Below are 15,268 nucleotides of genomic sequence, written 5' to 3'. Positions count from 1 at the left end.
GGTTTTTTTATATCTCAACAGGGCAAACAGCGGCAAATTCAGGATGCTGCTCTGGCTCTGGCTCTGGCTCTGGCTCTGGCTCTGGCATAGCGTGCTCAAGCCGCTCAAAAAGCGTTTGCACCACCTCCAACCGCTCCCGTTGCGTAGCATACTCCCGCTGCTGAAGGGCATTCTGGGTTAGGCTCTCTATTAGCCCTCTGGCCTCGGCTGCCGCCGCGCTGCGCATGGCGGGTGGATAGACAGGATTTAGCGCAATATCGATATCCATATCCGTTTGTAGCTGGCTACTATTGATGACGACATGACTTTCCGGCGGAAATGCGGCGGAAAGCAGACGGTGGCTTAAAGCCACCAGTTTAATGTTGTAATCCTGCCGGGGGAGCTCTGCAGGCCTGAATAAATCGACAAGCTGCGCGATACCGGCAGCAAAGGCAACCGCCTCGCGATCCGGCCCATCACGCTGCGTATCGGCAACCGACAGCATCATAAAAGCAAGCCCCGCCGCCTGTTTGAACTGGGTGCCCACCCGTTCGGCAGAAGCGAATCCCAGACCCAGGACGACTAATCGTCGAGCCAGACGCTGATTGGCCTCATCCAGCCCCGTATCGCTTTTCAGCAGAGGGTAACGCTCGATAAACCCCATCACCGCCTTCATAGCCGCATCATCCGGGCGAGCCCGATCGAGGCCGTTTTCCAACAGATGGATACGCTGCCTCGCTACGGTACAAAGCAGCTGAGAAATATCGTGCTCAACGCTGTAGGTTTCCAGATTGGGTGGCCAGCAGACCGTCTGATAGTGCGCAATAGTAAGCCTGTCCGCCTCTTCGCTTACCGGGTCGTTAAAGACGCTATTATCCGGATCGTTGGCCCATGCCCAGGCAAAGCGCGCCTCAGACAGTAGCCAGGCCGGTGGCGCTGCCATCTCTTCAATTTGCGCCAGCGCGCTCCCCGCCTGCTGACGGTATGCCGCTCGGTCTAAACCTACCTCGGCTGCCGTGTTGCCTGCCTGGTACACCCGATCCAGCAGGCAGCGCCCGCGCTCGACATCATCAATGCTACTGCTGCACTCCGCGGGGGGATCCGGCGGATAGTAGCCGTAAGCGTAATGCGTGAGTAAAGAGAGAGTAACCAGCAGGAGCAGCGCCCCACTATTCCGGCTTCCATGCTGAAGGGTAAAGAGACGTTCTATAATCGACATCAAAGGAGATCCGGCAGCGATCGATCACAGGAGTATAGGCAGGCAGGGCGTGGCTAAAGTATGAAATTATCCCACCCTTTTGTTTCATATTCCTGTGACATACTATCGTGTATGTCAGCACACCTGCGAACAAGGAGATAACGATGCATAACATGGGTGAAGGTTTAACGCCTGAACAGGCGCTGGAGAAGCTTGATGCGCTGTATGAGCAGTCGGTCAACGCGCTACGCAACGCCATCGGCCAGTATATTGAGGATGGCTCGCTGCCTGACACCCTGACGCGTGCCCAGGGCAAGTTTGTCTATCCGGAGCTGTCAGTCTCCTGGGATGGGAATAGTACCAATCCGCCGAAAACGCGCGCCTACGGTCGCTTTACCCACTCGGGCCGCTATACCACCACCATCACACGTCCGGGTCTCTTTCGCGCCTATCTGCTGGAACAGTTAACGCTGCTGTACAATGACTATGGCGCATTGATTGAAGTTGGGCCCTCTCAGCATGAGATCCCCTATCCCTACGTGATTGACGGCTCTGCCCTCACGCTGGATCGCTCCATGAGCGCTGGCCTGACCCGCCACTTCCCCACAACCGAGCTGGCACAGATTGGCGATGAGACCGCCGATGGGCTGTTTCACCCTACGGAGCTCTATCCGCTGTCGCACTTTGACGCACGCCGCGTTGACTTCTCGCTGGCACGCCTGCGCCACTATACCGGCACGCCTGTCGAGCACTTCCAGCCCTTCGTGCTGTTTACTAACTACACCCGCTACGTGGATGAGTTTGTACGCTGGGGCTGTAGCCAGATCCTCGATCCAGATAGCCCCTACATTGCGCTCTCCTGTGCCGGTGGAGTCTGGATCACCGCCGAGACCGAAGCGCCGGAAGAGGCCATCTCCGATCTGGCATGGAAGAAGCATCAGATGCCCGCCTGGCATCTGATCACCGCCGACGGGGAAGGCATTACGCTGGTTAACATCGGCGTGGGGCCGTCAAACGCCAAAACCATCTGCGATCACCTTGCCGTACTGCGGCCCGCATTATGGCTAATGATCGGCCACTGCGGCGGCCTGCGTGAGAGTCAGTCGATTGGTGACTACGTGCTGGCGCACGCCTATCTGCGCGACGATCATGTCCTGGATGCGGTGCTGCCACCGGATATTCCTATCCCGAGCATCGCGGAAGTTCAGCGTGCGCTGTACGACGCCACTAAAGCGGTAAGCGGTATGCCTGGTGAAGAGGTCAAGCAGCGGCTGCGTACCGGGACAGTGGTCACCACTGACGATCGCAACTGGGAGCTGCGCTACAGCGCCTCGGCTCTCCGCTTTAACCTGAGCCGCGCGGTGGCGATAGATATGGAGAGCGCCACTATTGCCGCCCAGGGCTACCGTTTCCGCGTTCCCTACGGCACCCTGCTCTGCGTCTCTGACAAGCCGCTGCACGGCGAGATCAAACTGCCGGGCCAGGCGAACCGTTTTTATGAGGGGGCAATTTCGGAGCACTTACAGATTGGTATCCGGGCGATTGACCTGCTACGCGCCGAAGGCGACCGCCTGCACTCGCGTAAGCTAAGGACCTTCAACGAGCCGCCGTTCCGGTAATCGTTACGATGACGGCTCCTGCAACAGGAGCCGTTTTCTTTACGCCTTCCCATGCTCTCCGTTTCATTTCTGCAATGCGTCTCCGGCCTTGAAGCCGCGTGCTTCCGCCAGCGCTTTCAACGCTGCCTGGAGACGCGAGATCCGTTGTTGCCTAATGCAGGCGGCTTATCAGTTTTTGTGCGCCTTCTGCTGCATGGCCTCATTCATGATGGCGTTAACCTGCTTCATCACCGTTTCCGCATCGTTGACGCCTTTCGCTTCTTGCTCTTTTACCCACTTAGCCTGCGCGGCCTGATAGTGGGTGGTGGTTTGCCATTGCGCAACTTCCTGCGGTTTCAGGATGCGCACCGTGGCACCGGCTTTACGCAAATCGTCTATCTGGGTGTTAAAACTGCTGTCCATCACCGAGCCCAGGGACTGGTACGCGGTTTGGGCCGCGCGCTGGATCGCCGCCTGGTCTTCCAGGGAAAGTTTGTCCCAGGTTTTTTCGTTCATCGCCAGAATGTAAAGGTGCCCCAGCCACAGATCTTTAGAGATCAGCACATTGGGCGCGTACCGATAGGCTTTCAGATCGTAACCGCTGTCGACGTTCAGCATCATGCCATCAATCGCGCCGGTTTTTAGCGCGTTATAGGTCGGTTCGCCCCAAGGCATGGTGACCGGAATCGCCCCCGCGTTTTGCAGAAAATCCCGGTGCCAGAAGCTGGCGGAGCGCCATGTGCCACCCTTAATCTCGCCCAGATCCGGCATTGCTTTGCTGCTGAAAAAGGCCAGCGGATAGCCAGTTTCCAGAAAAACACTCACCACATTGTTTTTCTTCAGCTCTGCCGGGAACGCCGGGATATCAGCGTAGGCACGGCGGAAAAAATCGACCTGATGCGCGCCGGTTGGGCCGACGGGAAAGCTTTTGAAGATTTGGTGTAACGGCAACTGGTCAGCAGTATATTCCGGCACAACGGTCGCCATATCGACATCACCCTGGCTGACCTTACCTAATGCCTCATAGCTGTTGTTCAGCTCGCCACCCCAGTGCGCATCGACTTTCAGGCGGCCCTGCGATTCTTTTTCAATCGCAGGAAAAAACACGTCGTTAATAAAACGGGTACGCATACCTCCCAAAGGCTCATGATCGCTGTAGATCAGGACCTGGGTAGCCGACGCGGCAGCGGGCAGCAGCGATGTCGTGAGCAGAAGAGCCATAAGTTTTCTGAGTAAATGTTTTGGCTTCATGCGTTTCCTTCGCTTTGGTTAAATAATTTTTCGGTGCCCAGGCGGCACACAGCATCGTTAAGATCAGGCCTCCAGCCAGCGCTGGCCCGCAGTCTTCATTTGCTTCTCAAGGTCGCTGCCGCGGGTTGCGAAAACGCGATCAACCGGGAAGCCACTTTTATCCAGCAGATAGGCAAGCGCCGCGTATTCACGCGGGTACTTCGCTACCGTCTCCTGATCGATATCGACCACGCCGAGCGGGAAGGTAAAACTGCCCATATCGTAAATACTCTGGCGGTGGAACAACTTCCAGGTGCCGCTGCGTTTCTCAATCATGTCGTAAAAGCGGTTGTGGGCAGTGCAACCAATATTCAACTTCACGTTTTCGGCGATGATCATCGCGTTGGTTTCGACGATCGCTTTGGTGGCGTCGGCATTAAAGGTAACAACCGGCGTGCCGATCAGATGTTTGGTGCGCGCGTCCGATGCGCCCATGCGCATTGAGCCGTCCACAAAATCGCTGGCCAGTCCTTCAAACCAGGTGATCTCAATAGTGCCGTCTGGGTGGAACAGATCGCGCAGTTGATCCCACTCGCCCAGATCGCGATGGATCCATCCCGTGAGCAGGTCGGTTATTTGTTGCCGATCTTCCAGATAAGTATGCATAGCGTATTAACTCCAGAGTGAGACGAACTTCAGTTTGATGGCTATTAAAGGTAAAATCCAGTAGATGAAACTGACCAATTGTTCAGTTTAAATGAATAATAAGGGCGGTATATGGAGCTGCGTCATCTACGCTATTTTCTCGCTGTCGCGGAAGAGGGTCATTTTGGTCGCGCCGCAGAGCGGTTAAATATTGTGCCACCTGCGCTCAGTATGCAGATCAAAGCGCTGGAAGAGGAACTGGGCGGCCCACTGTTTGTGCGTACCAGCCGAAAAGTCGTGCTGACCGAAGCCGGACGCCTGTTGCAGGTAGAGGCGCAGCGCACGCTGGATCAGGCGGAAAACGCCCGGCTAGCGGTGCAGCGCTCGATACGCGGCGAAAGCGGTCGGGTGCGCATCGGTTTTGCTGGAAACGCCGTGTTCAGCGGTAAACTAACAAAAGATATGCGGGCGTTTCGCAAAGCCTATCCTGATGCCGAATTGGTAGTGCGTGAAGTCGCACCGCTGTTACAGGCGGATGCGATCCTCTCCGGTCAACTCGATATTGGTTATACGCCGGATCACAGCCACCTCCACACCCCGGGGCTGCTGTCTGAAACGGTCGGTGTCTGGAATCGTCTGGTGGCTATCGCCGACGATCATCCGCTGGCCGATCGGCCTTATCTGACGGTGGCTATGGTGGCGGATGAGCCGATCATTTTTTACGATGCTCACAGCGCCGATGAGCCGCTTTATACGGCGCTCACTCGAATACTGGGCCGGGCGCCCCAGATCGCGCATCTTACTTCCAGCACCCTGAGCGTCCTCACCCTGGCGGCCGCAGGACAAGGGTTGGCGCTGGTGCCAGAGCCGCTGATGAGTATTTCTATTCCGGGGCTGGTGTACCTTCCGCTGGATGCCCCGGAACTGTCGGCTAATCTGATGCTGATCAGCCGAAAGATCGAGAATAGCGGCGCGGTAAAGGCTTTCCTGTCCATCGCGCGTGAAAAGATAGGGTTTGCCTGCTAGCGAAATAGTGGGCAATCCCCTGATCGTGATTATACTGCCCACTCTACGAACCGTGAGACCCCGATTAAGCCCCAAAAACAATAGACGTCAAAAAACCCGGCAATCCTTATCTGGACTGCCGGGTCAATCTAACTTGCTTTAAAACGTCTTAAGACCCACTGAGATGTCTTGAGACTAAAATTTGGCTCCTCTGACTGGACTCGAACCAGTGACATACGGATTAACAGTCCGCCGTTCTACCGACTGAACTACAGAGGAATCGTGTGAACGGGGCGAATATTAACGACGAGGGGTGGCCTTGTCAAAGGGTGATTTAAAAAAATCGACCGATTGCCCAATTATTCCCCAAGCCGCACAAAAATCCGCTCTGCATGGATGTTTACTGTACATCCTGCCGCTTAACCCGCGGATATTTCCATAGCCAGCGACCGCTGGCCATACGCCAGTAAAAGAGTACGCCGCGCACCGCCCAGTCGAGGAACATCCCCAGCCAGACGCCTACCACGCCCATGCCCAATACTACGCCAAGTGTATAACCTGCCACCACGCGGCAGCCCCACATGCCAAGCATCGAGACCCACATCGCAAAACGCGCGTCACGTGCCCCCTTCTGCCCCGCTGGCAACACCCACGAGGCGGCCCAAATAGGCATAAAGGCGGCGTTAAGCCAGAGCAGCACTTTTACCACCTCCTGAACATCCTGTTCAGGGGTATAGAACGAGGCCAGCAGGCCTGCAAACGGTGCGCTGAACCACGCAATGGCGGTCAGGCCAATAGTCGATAGCCAAAAAACATGGCGCAGCTGGCGCTCGGCCTGGCCAATCTGCCCCTTACCCAGCCGTCTACCGGTAATGATCGTTGAGGCGGAGCCAAGGGCGTTTCCCGGCAGGTTGATTAACGCCGCCACGGAAAAGGCAATAAAGTTACCGGCGATGACGTTGGTTCCCATTCCAGCGACGAAGATCTGCGTCAGCAGCTTGCCGCTGTTGAAAAGCACTGACTCAATACTGGCCGGGATACCGATACCCATGACTTCCCAAACAATGGCAAAGTTTAGCGGCTTAAAGTAGCTCTTAAGAGTAATACGCAGCGCCGGGTTGAAGCCAATCATCAGCACCCAGATAATGGCCACCGCGCCAATATAGCGGGAGATGGTCAGGCCCAGCCCGGCACCGGCAAAGCCTATCCCCGGCCAGGAGAAGACGCCGTAGATCAGCGCGCTGCTGATAATGATATTGAGGATGTTCATCCCACCATTAATCATTAACGGGATTTTGGTGTTCCCTGCCCCACGCAACGCCCCGCTACCGATAAGCGCAATTGCGGCAGCCGGATAGCTAAGCACCGTCAGCTCCAGATAGGTCAGCGCCAGCGCTTTCACCTCTGGCGTCGCCTCTCCTGCAACAACGTCAATAATTTGTGCGCCAAAATAGTGGATCACCGCCGCCAGCACGGCGGCAAAGAGGGTCATAATCACCAGCGACTGCCGCGCCGCCGCACGTGCACGCCGTCGGTCGCGCTTGCCCAGGCTAAAGGCCACAACCACGGTGGTCCCCAGGTCGATAGCGGCGAAGAAGGCCATCACAACCATGTTAAAGCTATCGGCAAGACCGACGCCCGCCATCGCCTCCTTACCTAACCAGCTGACCAGAAAGGTGCTCAGCACCCCCATCAGCAGTACGCAGGTATTCTCCAGAAAGATAGGTACCGCCAGCGGAGTGATCTCACGCCAGAAAAGGACTCGGTAACTATTACGTTTTTTATACCAGGACGTGCGCACGACGGCCTGTCGTAGAGCGGCAGTGACGTTCAAAATGGACCTTAGCGAGAGTGCGAGAGAGAAAGTTGAAACCTCATTTCAAATGATGAGGGAGAAATGCCGATCCTGCAAAGTATTTTGCGGCTATTTTGTTGCGAAAAACAACAGAGTGGTGAGAGAAGCAGCAGACGAACGACATTGATTCAAATGAAGTTTGACAAAAAATTTTAAGCCGCTAATATTCGCTGCGTTCACACGATTCCTCTGTAGTTCAGTCGGTAGAACGGCGGACTGTTAATCCGTATGTCACTGGTTCGAGTCCAGTCAGAGGAGCCAAATTTAAAGAAGCCCGCTTTTAGCGGGCTTTTTGCTTTGTGCGGTGAGTCAGCGTTCAGAACCGCATTATCACCGCCTTACCTGACGCTCGCCCCCTCAATACTACCCACTGCCGGTTATCGCTACTCCATCTAATCCGCGTCGTTAGGGTCCTCTCAGCCAGGGGAGTCATTGCACTTAATTATTCTTTGAATAACGTTTATGCTATGCACCTGCATTTGCCTTTTACAGATATGACAGGAAAAACAATGAGTATCACGATTCGCCAGGCCCGCCCGACAGACGTGAACGCGATTTACGATATGATTTATGAGCTGGCGGTGTATGAAAAAGCGCCGGAAGAGGTGGTAACCACGCCGGAAGAGATTGGTAAAACGCTGTTTGGCGCTGAAAGTAAAACCGAAGCACTGATCTGCGAAATCGATGGGAAAACGGTAGGCTATGCCGTCTTTTTCACCAGCTACTCAACCTGGCTCGGACGTAACGGTATTTATATGGAAGACCTGTACGTCTCACCAGAATATCGCGGCAAGGGCGCGGGCAAGGCGCTGCTGAAATATATCGCTCAGTGCGCAGTCACACGTCAGTGCGGCCGCCTGGAGTGGAGCGTTCTTGACTGGAACCAGCCCTCTATCGATTTTTATCTCAGCATCGGCGCACTGCCTCAAAGCGAGTGGGTACGTTACCGCCTCGATGGTGATGCACTATTGAACTTCGCTGAGGCCTGAGGTTATTATCAGGCTCGTCGCGGCGGGCCTGCATTTATATAAGATCAGCTAACGTCAGACATTCACGAACCAGGGGAAACAACGTAATTTATTGCCTATATATCAACATTTATGGCTTTAAACTTGACAAGAACATCATTGTTCACATCCACTGCCGATACGCGTTGTGCTATCAATTCGACAGGCATAGACACACCGCTCGTCGAATTCATCATAGAACATAATGGCAGCTTCGTGCGGATCAACTTTCGTCACATAAAATTTTTCTGTACAGCGTTCAGGTACATGATAAAAATCATAGCTTATGCACTCCTCTATTAAGGTTACTGGCAGAACTTCACTGAGTGTATCGATATCATACACGCTTACGCTGACTCTTCCTTCTACCAGATTAACCTGCCCTAACAGCAAATAATTTTCAAATTGCAGCGTCCTTGGCAGGATGTTTTTCTCTCTGCCGATATAGGTTGTTTTAAGCAGATCGACGCGTTGAACAATAAACGCATCGTCAAAACTGAGAAAATAGGTTCTGGAGTGCATGCGCTGGCCGTCTACCCATGCAAGCCAGGAGATCATTATCTCATCCGCACTCTGATTCTGTACGAACCGTACATCCTGAATGGGATAGTCACAATAATAGAGATCATACCGTTCCCCATCTTCAACTATACTAATCAACGCGCGATCGTCACCCTTGAAAACCTCATAATGTAAGCTAAGAACCCGACCGCTGCGATAAAACAAATCGTGACTGATATTCATTTTCCCCTCTATCACTATCTGTTAACAATGGTAAATATTTTAAAATCACTAATCTTTTAAATTCACATTATCATTGTGATATTTATCAATTAAGCACACCTTCCCGCTGCTTTAACAACCGCCTGTAAGTAGCCCGTCCCCAGCACGATCTACTATTAATGTTATTAACAGAAACCCGACGACTCAGATTACGGATGTATATCCTTCCCTTTAATCAAAAAGGCAACATCGCCATCGGCAGAGAAGAGAGCCATGCAAAATAGAACGTTGATAACCGTTTGCGCCAGCTCGGCTAGCCGAAGATGACCTTGAAGAATCCAGACGATGAGCGCACTGCAAGCCACAGCTAAAGCCCATGTCACCCAAGAGTAGGCGGGGTGATGCGAGGCAGGCACCACGCAGGTAAAAACGATCTTTGAGATAATCATACCTGCAACAAGAATATTAATCATATAGCTATAATAAAATAAAATCATTTCTCATCTTTCCTGAAATTGCGATCAAAAATCGAGCCGACTTTTTTAGGCCGGGTGCTTAAGTACATAAGCAATCGCACTGCCGCCGCCGCCCCTATCACAGCACCAACCCCAGGAGGGACATCAAGTGTTAAACCAAATAGTTTACCGCTCAGCAGTGATAACACTTGGGCACAAAAATCTGAACAGGTTAAACCGACAATCATCGAGGCGCCGAACAGTAAAATGCGAGCCCAGATAGCAAAATCGATGGCAGAAACCACAAATATGATACTGCCAGCAAAAGCGGCGATAAAGGTATCTGGGTCATGGCCAATAATAGTTGAAAGAGCCATAATCATTGCGACCTGTGATGGCTTTGGGCCATTGATAATGTTTAAGGGAGTCATTACAGCGCCTCCTTAATCCTGCCTTTTCTCAGGCTGTCAAAGTTGATGATATTGCTATTGCGATGTAATAGTGTTCATAAAATGAGTAGAGTCATTCCAAAAATAATCCTCATCCTGATCCATTTAACGTTTATTGTGCGATAGCAATGGACAGGTCAATGACATAACAATCATAAATCAATATAGTTTTAGACGTACGAACGACGTTTTGACACTACTCTTATAGCATCATTGGAGATAGCCGAATGGGCGTATTACTTGCTAAAAAGATGAAATACTTTATGGTTACTATGGAGGTACGCAATTTTGCTAAAGCAGCCGAGGCCCTCTGTATCACCCGTTCCCCCTTGAGCAAAGCCATTTTTGAACTTGAAGATTACCTCGGGGGAAAATTGTTTAATCGCACCTACAACAGTCTGGAGCCGACAGAATTAGCAGTTGAATATTATCAAAAATGCAAACCTATCTACGAAATGATATTGGCTCTCGAGAACGAGTGTCGTTCTGGTCATGCTGAAAGCCCGTTTACGATTCTTTTTGATATCAGCGTCCCTGAACTTCTTTATCAACAGATCGTAATGGCAATGAAAAGTGAAAATATTTTATTCAATTGTGAACGTTATGTTGTTAAATTGACTGATATTGATGAAATACAGAGTAAAAACACCATTGTTATATCATTACGTGAAATCTCACCTAATGCGGATTGCGATGTTGATAAATGGAAGGGTGATGAGATAGTGCTCTGTATGCCTGATGACTATCATCCCAGAAATAATAAAACTAATATATTTATCTGGAAAGATCTCTCAACTGATTATCTCCAGAGAAGTTTTTATCAAATGGCTAAAGAGCACCTCGCTGAAATCACCTTCATTGAGCATAATCTTAACCTGACAGGTCTACTCTATAACGTTCGTTCCGGAAAAGGTTGTTCATTTCTTACCAGAAAAATAGCCACTATGTTTAAAGTTGATGGCGTTGTCTACTTACCTATCAAAGACCGCCATCCAACTATTCATCTCTATCATGGTAAGCAGAAGAGTGCGAGTAAGCTGGTGCTGCAACTTAAGAATATTATAAATATTTTTATCTAAGGCCTTCTCTATTAAGACGACCATGAAGCGAGTATATCACTCGCTTCGGTAAACTTGATCACGCCACGCCTGTTGCTATGCATCATCTGCTGCGCCGATCCCAGCGCGCTGGGGTATCACGCACATCGATATGTGTGAAGGTGTCGTAACGCCCAATCGAGCAAGCGCTGTGCATACGCTCCAGGTAGTCTGCTACGGTGTCCGGTGGAATATTTACCACCGCAATATCAGCGGCCAGACCGTGGACGTGCTGACTTTTCTGCGCACCGCCCACTTTTTGATTATAAGCCGCACAGCGGCACGCTGAATTTATCATCACCGGCACATTAAAATAACCACGAACATCCTCCAAAATTTCGTTAAGCTTTTTATCCACGGCTGCAAACCCACAGCCGCAGTGGCATGCAAACTCCTTACGATTAAAGTGCGCAGATATATTTCCCATTTATCTTCTCCTGATAAAAAAATCTTTCCTCAACAAAGATGAAAATGCGCTTAATAACAGAGAAATGATAATGATAAAAACGTTATGAAAAACGGTTTATTGGAAAGCAACGGCGCAAAAAGCGACCAATCCTCCGTCAGCGCCTGGACTCGCTGCTAATGAGAAATTTTATCAGTATGTGAAGACTTAACACCTTGATCACACTTCGTTGTGAAACTGCACAGAACCTTTTTGAAACGCTGTTTTCATTTTCCTTTTGCTCTTTTTTCAGCGTATAATAGTTGCCTGGTCGCTATTGAATGGTTTCAGCTCATTGAACTGTAAAATTCAACTATCACATCGCATACTCCCGTTTTGGGCTGAAACTCAAGCACACATTACTCTGCACGCTCTTTTGATGTCACCTATCCTTAGGCTGTGGCATCGCAACTTTCGCAACACAGGTTTGACTCCGCGGCGGTGCGCCCCCGGAGCACTATTCTCCTATCCTTCACAACTTAAAGACTAAGACTGTCATGAAAAAGACCAAAATTGTTTGCACCATCGGCCCGAAAACCGAATCCGAAGAGATGTTAACCAAGATGCTGGACGCCGGTATGAACGTTATGCGTCTCAACTTCTCTCACGGTGACTATGCAGAACACGGTCAGCGCATCCAGAATCTGCGCAACGTGATGAGCAAAACCGGCAAAAAAGCCGCGATTTTGCTGGATACCAAAGGGCCGGAAATTCGCACCATCAAGCTGGAAGGCGGCAACGACGTCTCCCTGAAAGCAGGCCAGACCTTTACCTTCACCACCGATAAATCCGTAGTCGGTAACAACGACATCGTTGCGGTGACCTATGAAGGCTTCACCACCGACCTCTCCGTCGGTAATACCGTGCTGGTCGACGATGGCCTGATCGGTATGGAAGTGACCGCTATCGAAGGTAACAAGGTTGTTTGTAAAGTGCTGAACAACGGCGACCTCGGCGAAAATAAAGGCGTTAACCTGCCGGGCGTCTCTATCGCCCTGCCTGCCCTTGCCGAGAAAGACAAGCAGGATCTGATCTTCGGCTGTGAGCAAGGCGTGGACTTCGTTGCGGCCTCCTTTATCCGTAAACGCTCTGACGTAGTTGAAATCCGTGAGCACCTGAAGGCGCACGGCGGTGAGAACATTCAGATCATCTCCAAGATTGAAAACCAGGAAGGTCTGAATAACTTCGACGAAATCCTCGAAGCCTCTGACGGCATCATGGTTGCCCGTGGCGACCTGGGCGTTGAGATCCCGGTAGAAGAAGTTATCTTCGCCCAGAAGATGATGATCGAAAAATGTATCCGCGCGCGCAAAGTGGTCATCACCGCTACCCAGATGCTGGACTCCATGATCAAGAACCCGCGTCCGACTCGCGCAGAAGCCGGCGACGTGGCCAACGCCATTCTTGATGGCACCGATGCCGTCATGCTCTCCGGTGAATCTGCTAAGGGTAAATACCCGCTGGAAGCGGTGACCATCATGGCAACCATCTGCGAGCGTACCGACCGCGTGATGACCAGCCGTCTGGACTTCAACAACGACAGCCGTAAGCTGCGCATCACCGAAGCCGTTTGCCGTGGTGCGGTAGAGACTGCTGAAAAACTGGAAGCGCCGCTGATCGTTGTCGCGACTCAGGGCGGTAAATCTGCTCGCGCGGTACGTAAATACTTCCCGGACGCCACCATTCTGGCGCTGACTACCAATGAACTGACCGCTCGTCAGCTGGTGCTGAGCAAAGGCGTTGTCGCGCAGCTGGTGAAGGAAATTGCCTCCACTGATGATTTCTACCTGCAGGGTAAAGAGATCGCCCTGGAGAGCGGGCTGGCACAGAAAGGCGACGTGGTCGTAATGGTTTCCGGTGCGCTGGTTCCGAGCGGCACAACTAATACTGCTTCCGTGCATGTACTGTAATTATTAACAGCTCTATTAATTTGCAATAAAAGCGCCTTACGGGCGCTTTTTTTATTCCTTCAATAGCCACTGTCAATAGAAATGCAAATCGGATTAGACTATTTAACGTCGTATTTCATAAGATATATCCGATGAAAATGGTCTGTTTTCACACAGCTTTTTTGCCTTTTTCGCTAAAGTCGGTGCATCTTTGAGCGAACGATCAAATTTAGGTGTATTCCCATCAAAAAAATATTCTCAACATAAAAAACTTTGTGTAATACTTGTAACGCTACATGGAGATTAACTCAATCTAGAGGGTATTAATAATGAATCGTACTAAACTGGTACTGGGCGCGGTAATCCTGGGTTCTACTCTGCTGGCAGGTTGCTCCAGCAACGCTAAAATCGACCAGCTGTCTTCTGACGTTCAGACTCTGAACGCTAAAGTTGACCAGCTGAGCAACGACGTGAACGCAATCCGTTCTGACGTTCAGGCTGCTAAAGACGACGCAGCTCGCGCTAACCAGCGTCTGGACAACCAGGCTCACTCTTACCGTAAGTAAGAGTTCCTGTAATAAAATGGCGCACACTGTGCGCCATTTTTTTTGCCCGCGATTTATCAGCTTCTTTCACTACTGCGTTATCAGCTCTCCCGAACTCTCACTCCCTGCTCCGGTCACTGCGGAAGAAGTGCTGTTGTGCGCTGACAGCACCGCCGCTGGACCAGACTCGCTCTTTACCACCGGCACGCTCACCGGATAGCCTGCACGACGCAGCATAGCCTTATCAACCGTTGCCCGATCGCCCCCCGCCTGACGAATAGTGTCGCTAAAGGTTGCGGTTAAGGTGATAGGCACGGTTTGCGTATTCTCCTCCGGCTGCTGCGACAGCGGGCGATGCACTTCAATGTACTGTTTACCGTCAGGTTCAACAGAGTACTTCACTGGCTCATTAATGATGCGTACCGGCATACCGGTGGATGCCTGAGAAAAGAGTGCCTGGATATCCGGTGCAGCCATTCGGATGCAGCCGGAGCTAACGCGGAGCCCGACGCTGTCAGGGGCGTTGGTTCCATGTATGAGGTACTCCCCCCTCCCCTCTGCCAAACGCAGCGCAAAGCGTCCCAGCGGGTTACCTGGCCCCGCAGGCACAACGGCGGGAAGCGTAATGCCTTTGGCAAGCGAGCGCGCCCGTATGCCCGCAGGCGGGGTCCAGGTGGGGTTAGGTATCTTCTGGCTAATCCGGGTCAGCGTAACGGGCGTTTCAAGCCCCTGCTGGCCTATACCGATAGGGTAGACCTGCACGCTGTTTTCACCCGGCGGATAGAAGTAGAGCCGCAGCTCGGCCAGGTTGATGACAATACCTTCCCGCGGCGTATCGGGCAGCAGCATTTGGGTAGGAATTGTCATCTCCGTTCCCGGCTTCGGCACCGGTGCAATGGTGTTATTTGCTTCAATAAGCAGCATTGCGGGCGTGTCGAAGTGACGGCCTATTGCCTGCAGGTTACGATCCTGAGGCTGCACGGTGTAGGTCTGATTTTGACCAATAAGACGACTACCCGGCGGCGGCAGTAAATAGTCCGCTGCGTGGGCAGTTTGAATAGCGCTAAAAGCGCTGACAAGACTCACTGTTATTAGAGACGCGCGTTTCATACTGAGGTTCCCGTATTCACTGGCCCAGCGCCAGAAAG

The 15,268-nt window shown here is 51.8% G+C and carries 15 protein-coding genes and 2 tRNA genes; 7 read left to right on the top strand and 10 right to left on the bottom strand.

What is annotated here, in order from left to right; all coding sequences use genetic code 11:
* Positions 1 to 7 precede the first annotated feature (7 nt).
* Positions 8 to 1,198, bottom strand: coding sequence for a hypothetical protein (locus tag RTX96_RS09780; protein WP_312670848.1), 1,191 nt, complete (start codon positions 1,196 to 1,198; stop codon positions 8 to 10).
* A 143-nt stretch (positions 1,199 to 1,341) separates the two neighbouring features.
* Here RTX96_RS09780 and RTX96_RS09775 point away from each other — a divergent pair, with 143 nt between their 5' ends.
* The gene (locus RTX96_RS09775) at positions 1,342 to 2,796 is read left to right on the top strand and encodes an AMP nucleosidase (RefSeq protein ID WP_103820857.1); all 1,455 of its coding nucleotides are present in this window, start codon (positions 1,342 to 1,344) and stop codon (positions 2,794 to 2,796) included.
* 168 nt (positions 2,797 to 2,964) lie between these two features.
* On the opposite strand, the gene dctP is transcribed toward RTX96_RS09775, so the two are convergent.
* Entirely contained in the window at positions 2,965 to 3,996 is a 1,032-nt protein-coding gene (gene dctP, locus RTX96_RS09770; protein WP_312670847.1) for a TRAP transporter substrate-binding protein DctP, read from the bottom strand.
* 93 nt (positions 3,997 to 4,089) lie between these two features.
* On the bottom strand, positions 4,090 to 4,671 hold the full coding sequence (locus RTX96_RS09765; RefSeq protein ID WP_312670846.1) for a nuclear transport factor 2 family protein: 582 nt from the start codon (positions 4,669 to 4,671) through the stop codon (positions 4,090 to 4,092).
* Positions 4,672 to 4,782: 111 nt separating this feature from the next.
* Between RTX96_RS09765 and RTX96_RS09760 the strand changes: the two genes are divergently transcribed.
* Positions 4,783 to 5,676: a LysR substrate-binding domain-containing protein gene (locus RTX96_RS09760; protein WP_312670845.1), complete on the top strand. Its 894-nt coding sequence runs from the start codon at positions 4,783 to 4,785 to the stop codon at positions 5,674 to 5,676.
* A gap of 182 nt (positions 5,677 to 5,858) precedes the next feature.
* Here the strand turns inward: RTX96_RS09760 and RTX96_RS09755 are convergent.
* Positions 5,859 to 5,934 (bottom strand) — tRNA-Asn (locus RTX96_RS09755).
* Between the two features lie 121 nt (positions 5,935 to 6,055).
* Positions 6,056 to 7,492, bottom strand: coding sequence for an EmmdR/YeeO family multidrug/toxin efflux MATE transporter (locus RTX96_RS09750; RefSeq protein ID WP_103820854.1), 1,437 nt, complete (start codon positions 7,490 to 7,492; stop codon positions 6,056 to 6,058).
* A 203-nt stretch (positions 7,493 to 7,695) separates the two neighbouring features.
* Between RTX96_RS09750 and RTX96_RS09745 the strand changes: the two genes are divergently transcribed.
* Both RTX96_RS09745 and RTX96_RS09740 read left to right on the top strand, forming a co-directional pair.
* Positions 7,696 to 7,771, top strand: a tRNA-Asn gene (locus RTX96_RS09745).
* 248 nt (positions 7,772 to 8,019) lie between these two features.
* Entirely contained in the window at positions 8,020 to 8,499 is a 480-nt protein-coding gene (locus RTX96_RS09740) for a GNAT family N-acetyltransferase (protein ID WP_312670844.1), read from the top strand.
* A gap of 135 nt (positions 8,500 to 8,634) precedes the next feature.
* On the opposite strand, the gene RTX96_RS09735 is transcribed toward RTX96_RS09740, so the two are convergent.
* From RTX96_RS09735 to RTX96_RS09725, 3 genes are all read right to left on the bottom strand, one after another.
* Entirely contained in the window at positions 8,635 to 9,261 is a 627-nt protein-coding gene (locus RTX96_RS09735; protein WP_312670843.1) for a hypothetical protein, read from the bottom strand.
* A gap of 188 nt (positions 9,262 to 9,449) precedes the next feature.
* Positions 9,450 to 9,737, bottom strand: coding sequence for a phage holin family protein (locus RTX96_RS09730; RefSeq protein WP_103820851.1), 288 nt, complete (start codon positions 9,735 to 9,737; stop codon positions 9,450 to 9,452).
* Positions 9,734 to 10,126 (bottom strand): putative holin, encoded by a 393-nt coding sequence (locus RTX96_RS09725; RefSeq protein ID WP_103820850.1) that lies wholly within the window; start codon positions 10,124 to 10,126, stop codon positions 9,734 to 9,736. The genes RTX96_RS09730 and RTX96_RS09725 overlap by 4 nt, the downstream gene beginning before the upstream one ends.
* A 245-nt stretch (positions 10,127 to 10,371) precedes the next feature.
* On the opposite strand from RTX96_RS09725, the gene RTX96_RS09720 reads away from it, so the two are divergent.
* On the top strand, positions 10,372 to 11,223 hold the full coding sequence (locus tag RTX96_RS09720; protein ID WP_103820849.1) for a LysR family transcriptional regulator: 852 nt from the start codon (positions 10,372 to 10,374) through the stop codon (positions 11,221 to 11,223).
* Between the two features lie 82 nt (positions 11,224 to 11,305).
* Here RTX96_RS09720 and RTX96_RS09715 read toward each other — a convergent pair whose 3' ends face one another.
* The gene (locus tag RTX96_RS09715; RefSeq protein ID WP_103820848.1) at positions 11,306 to 11,668 is read right to left on the bottom strand and encodes a D-Ala-D-Ala carboxypeptidase family metallohydrolase; all 363 of its coding nucleotides are present in this window, start codon (positions 11,666 to 11,668) and stop codon (positions 11,306 to 11,308) included.
* A gap of 515 nt (positions 11,669 to 12,183) precedes the next feature.
* Here RTX96_RS09715 and pykF point away from each other — a divergent pair.
* Positions 12,184 to 13,596: a pyruvate kinase PykF gene (gene pykF / locus RTX96_RS09710; RefSeq protein ID WP_103820847.1), complete on the top strand. Its 1,413-nt coding sequence runs from the start codon at positions 12,184 to 12,186 to the stop codon at positions 13,594 to 13,596.
* 308 nt (positions 13,597 to 13,904) lie between these two features.
* A complete protein-coding gene (locus tag RTX96_RS09705; RefSeq protein ID WP_007374746.1) occupies positions 13,905 to 14,141 on the top strand; it encodes a major outer membrane lipoprotein in 237 nt (78 codons plus the stop codon).
* Positions 14,142 to 14,210: 69 nt separating this feature from the next.
* Here RTX96_RS09705 and RTX96_RS09700 read toward each other — a convergent pair whose 3' ends face one another.
* Complete coding sequence (locus RTX96_RS09700; protein ID WP_312670842.1) at positions 14,211 to 15,230, bottom strand: L,D-transpeptidase family protein; 1,020 nt, start codon at positions 15,228 to 15,230, stop codon at positions 14,211 to 14,213.
* Positions 15,231 to 15,268: the final 38 nt, after the last annotated feature.

This window comes from Pseudescherichia sp. (assembly GCF_032052675.1).
In the GTDB taxonomy this organism is placed as follows: Bacteria; Pseudomonadota; Gammaproteobacteria; order Enterobacterales; family Enterobacteriaceae; genus Pseudescherichia.
The sequence above is the reverse complement of the archived record's forward strand: the minus strand, read 5'-3'. Positions and strand labels throughout refer to the sequence as shown.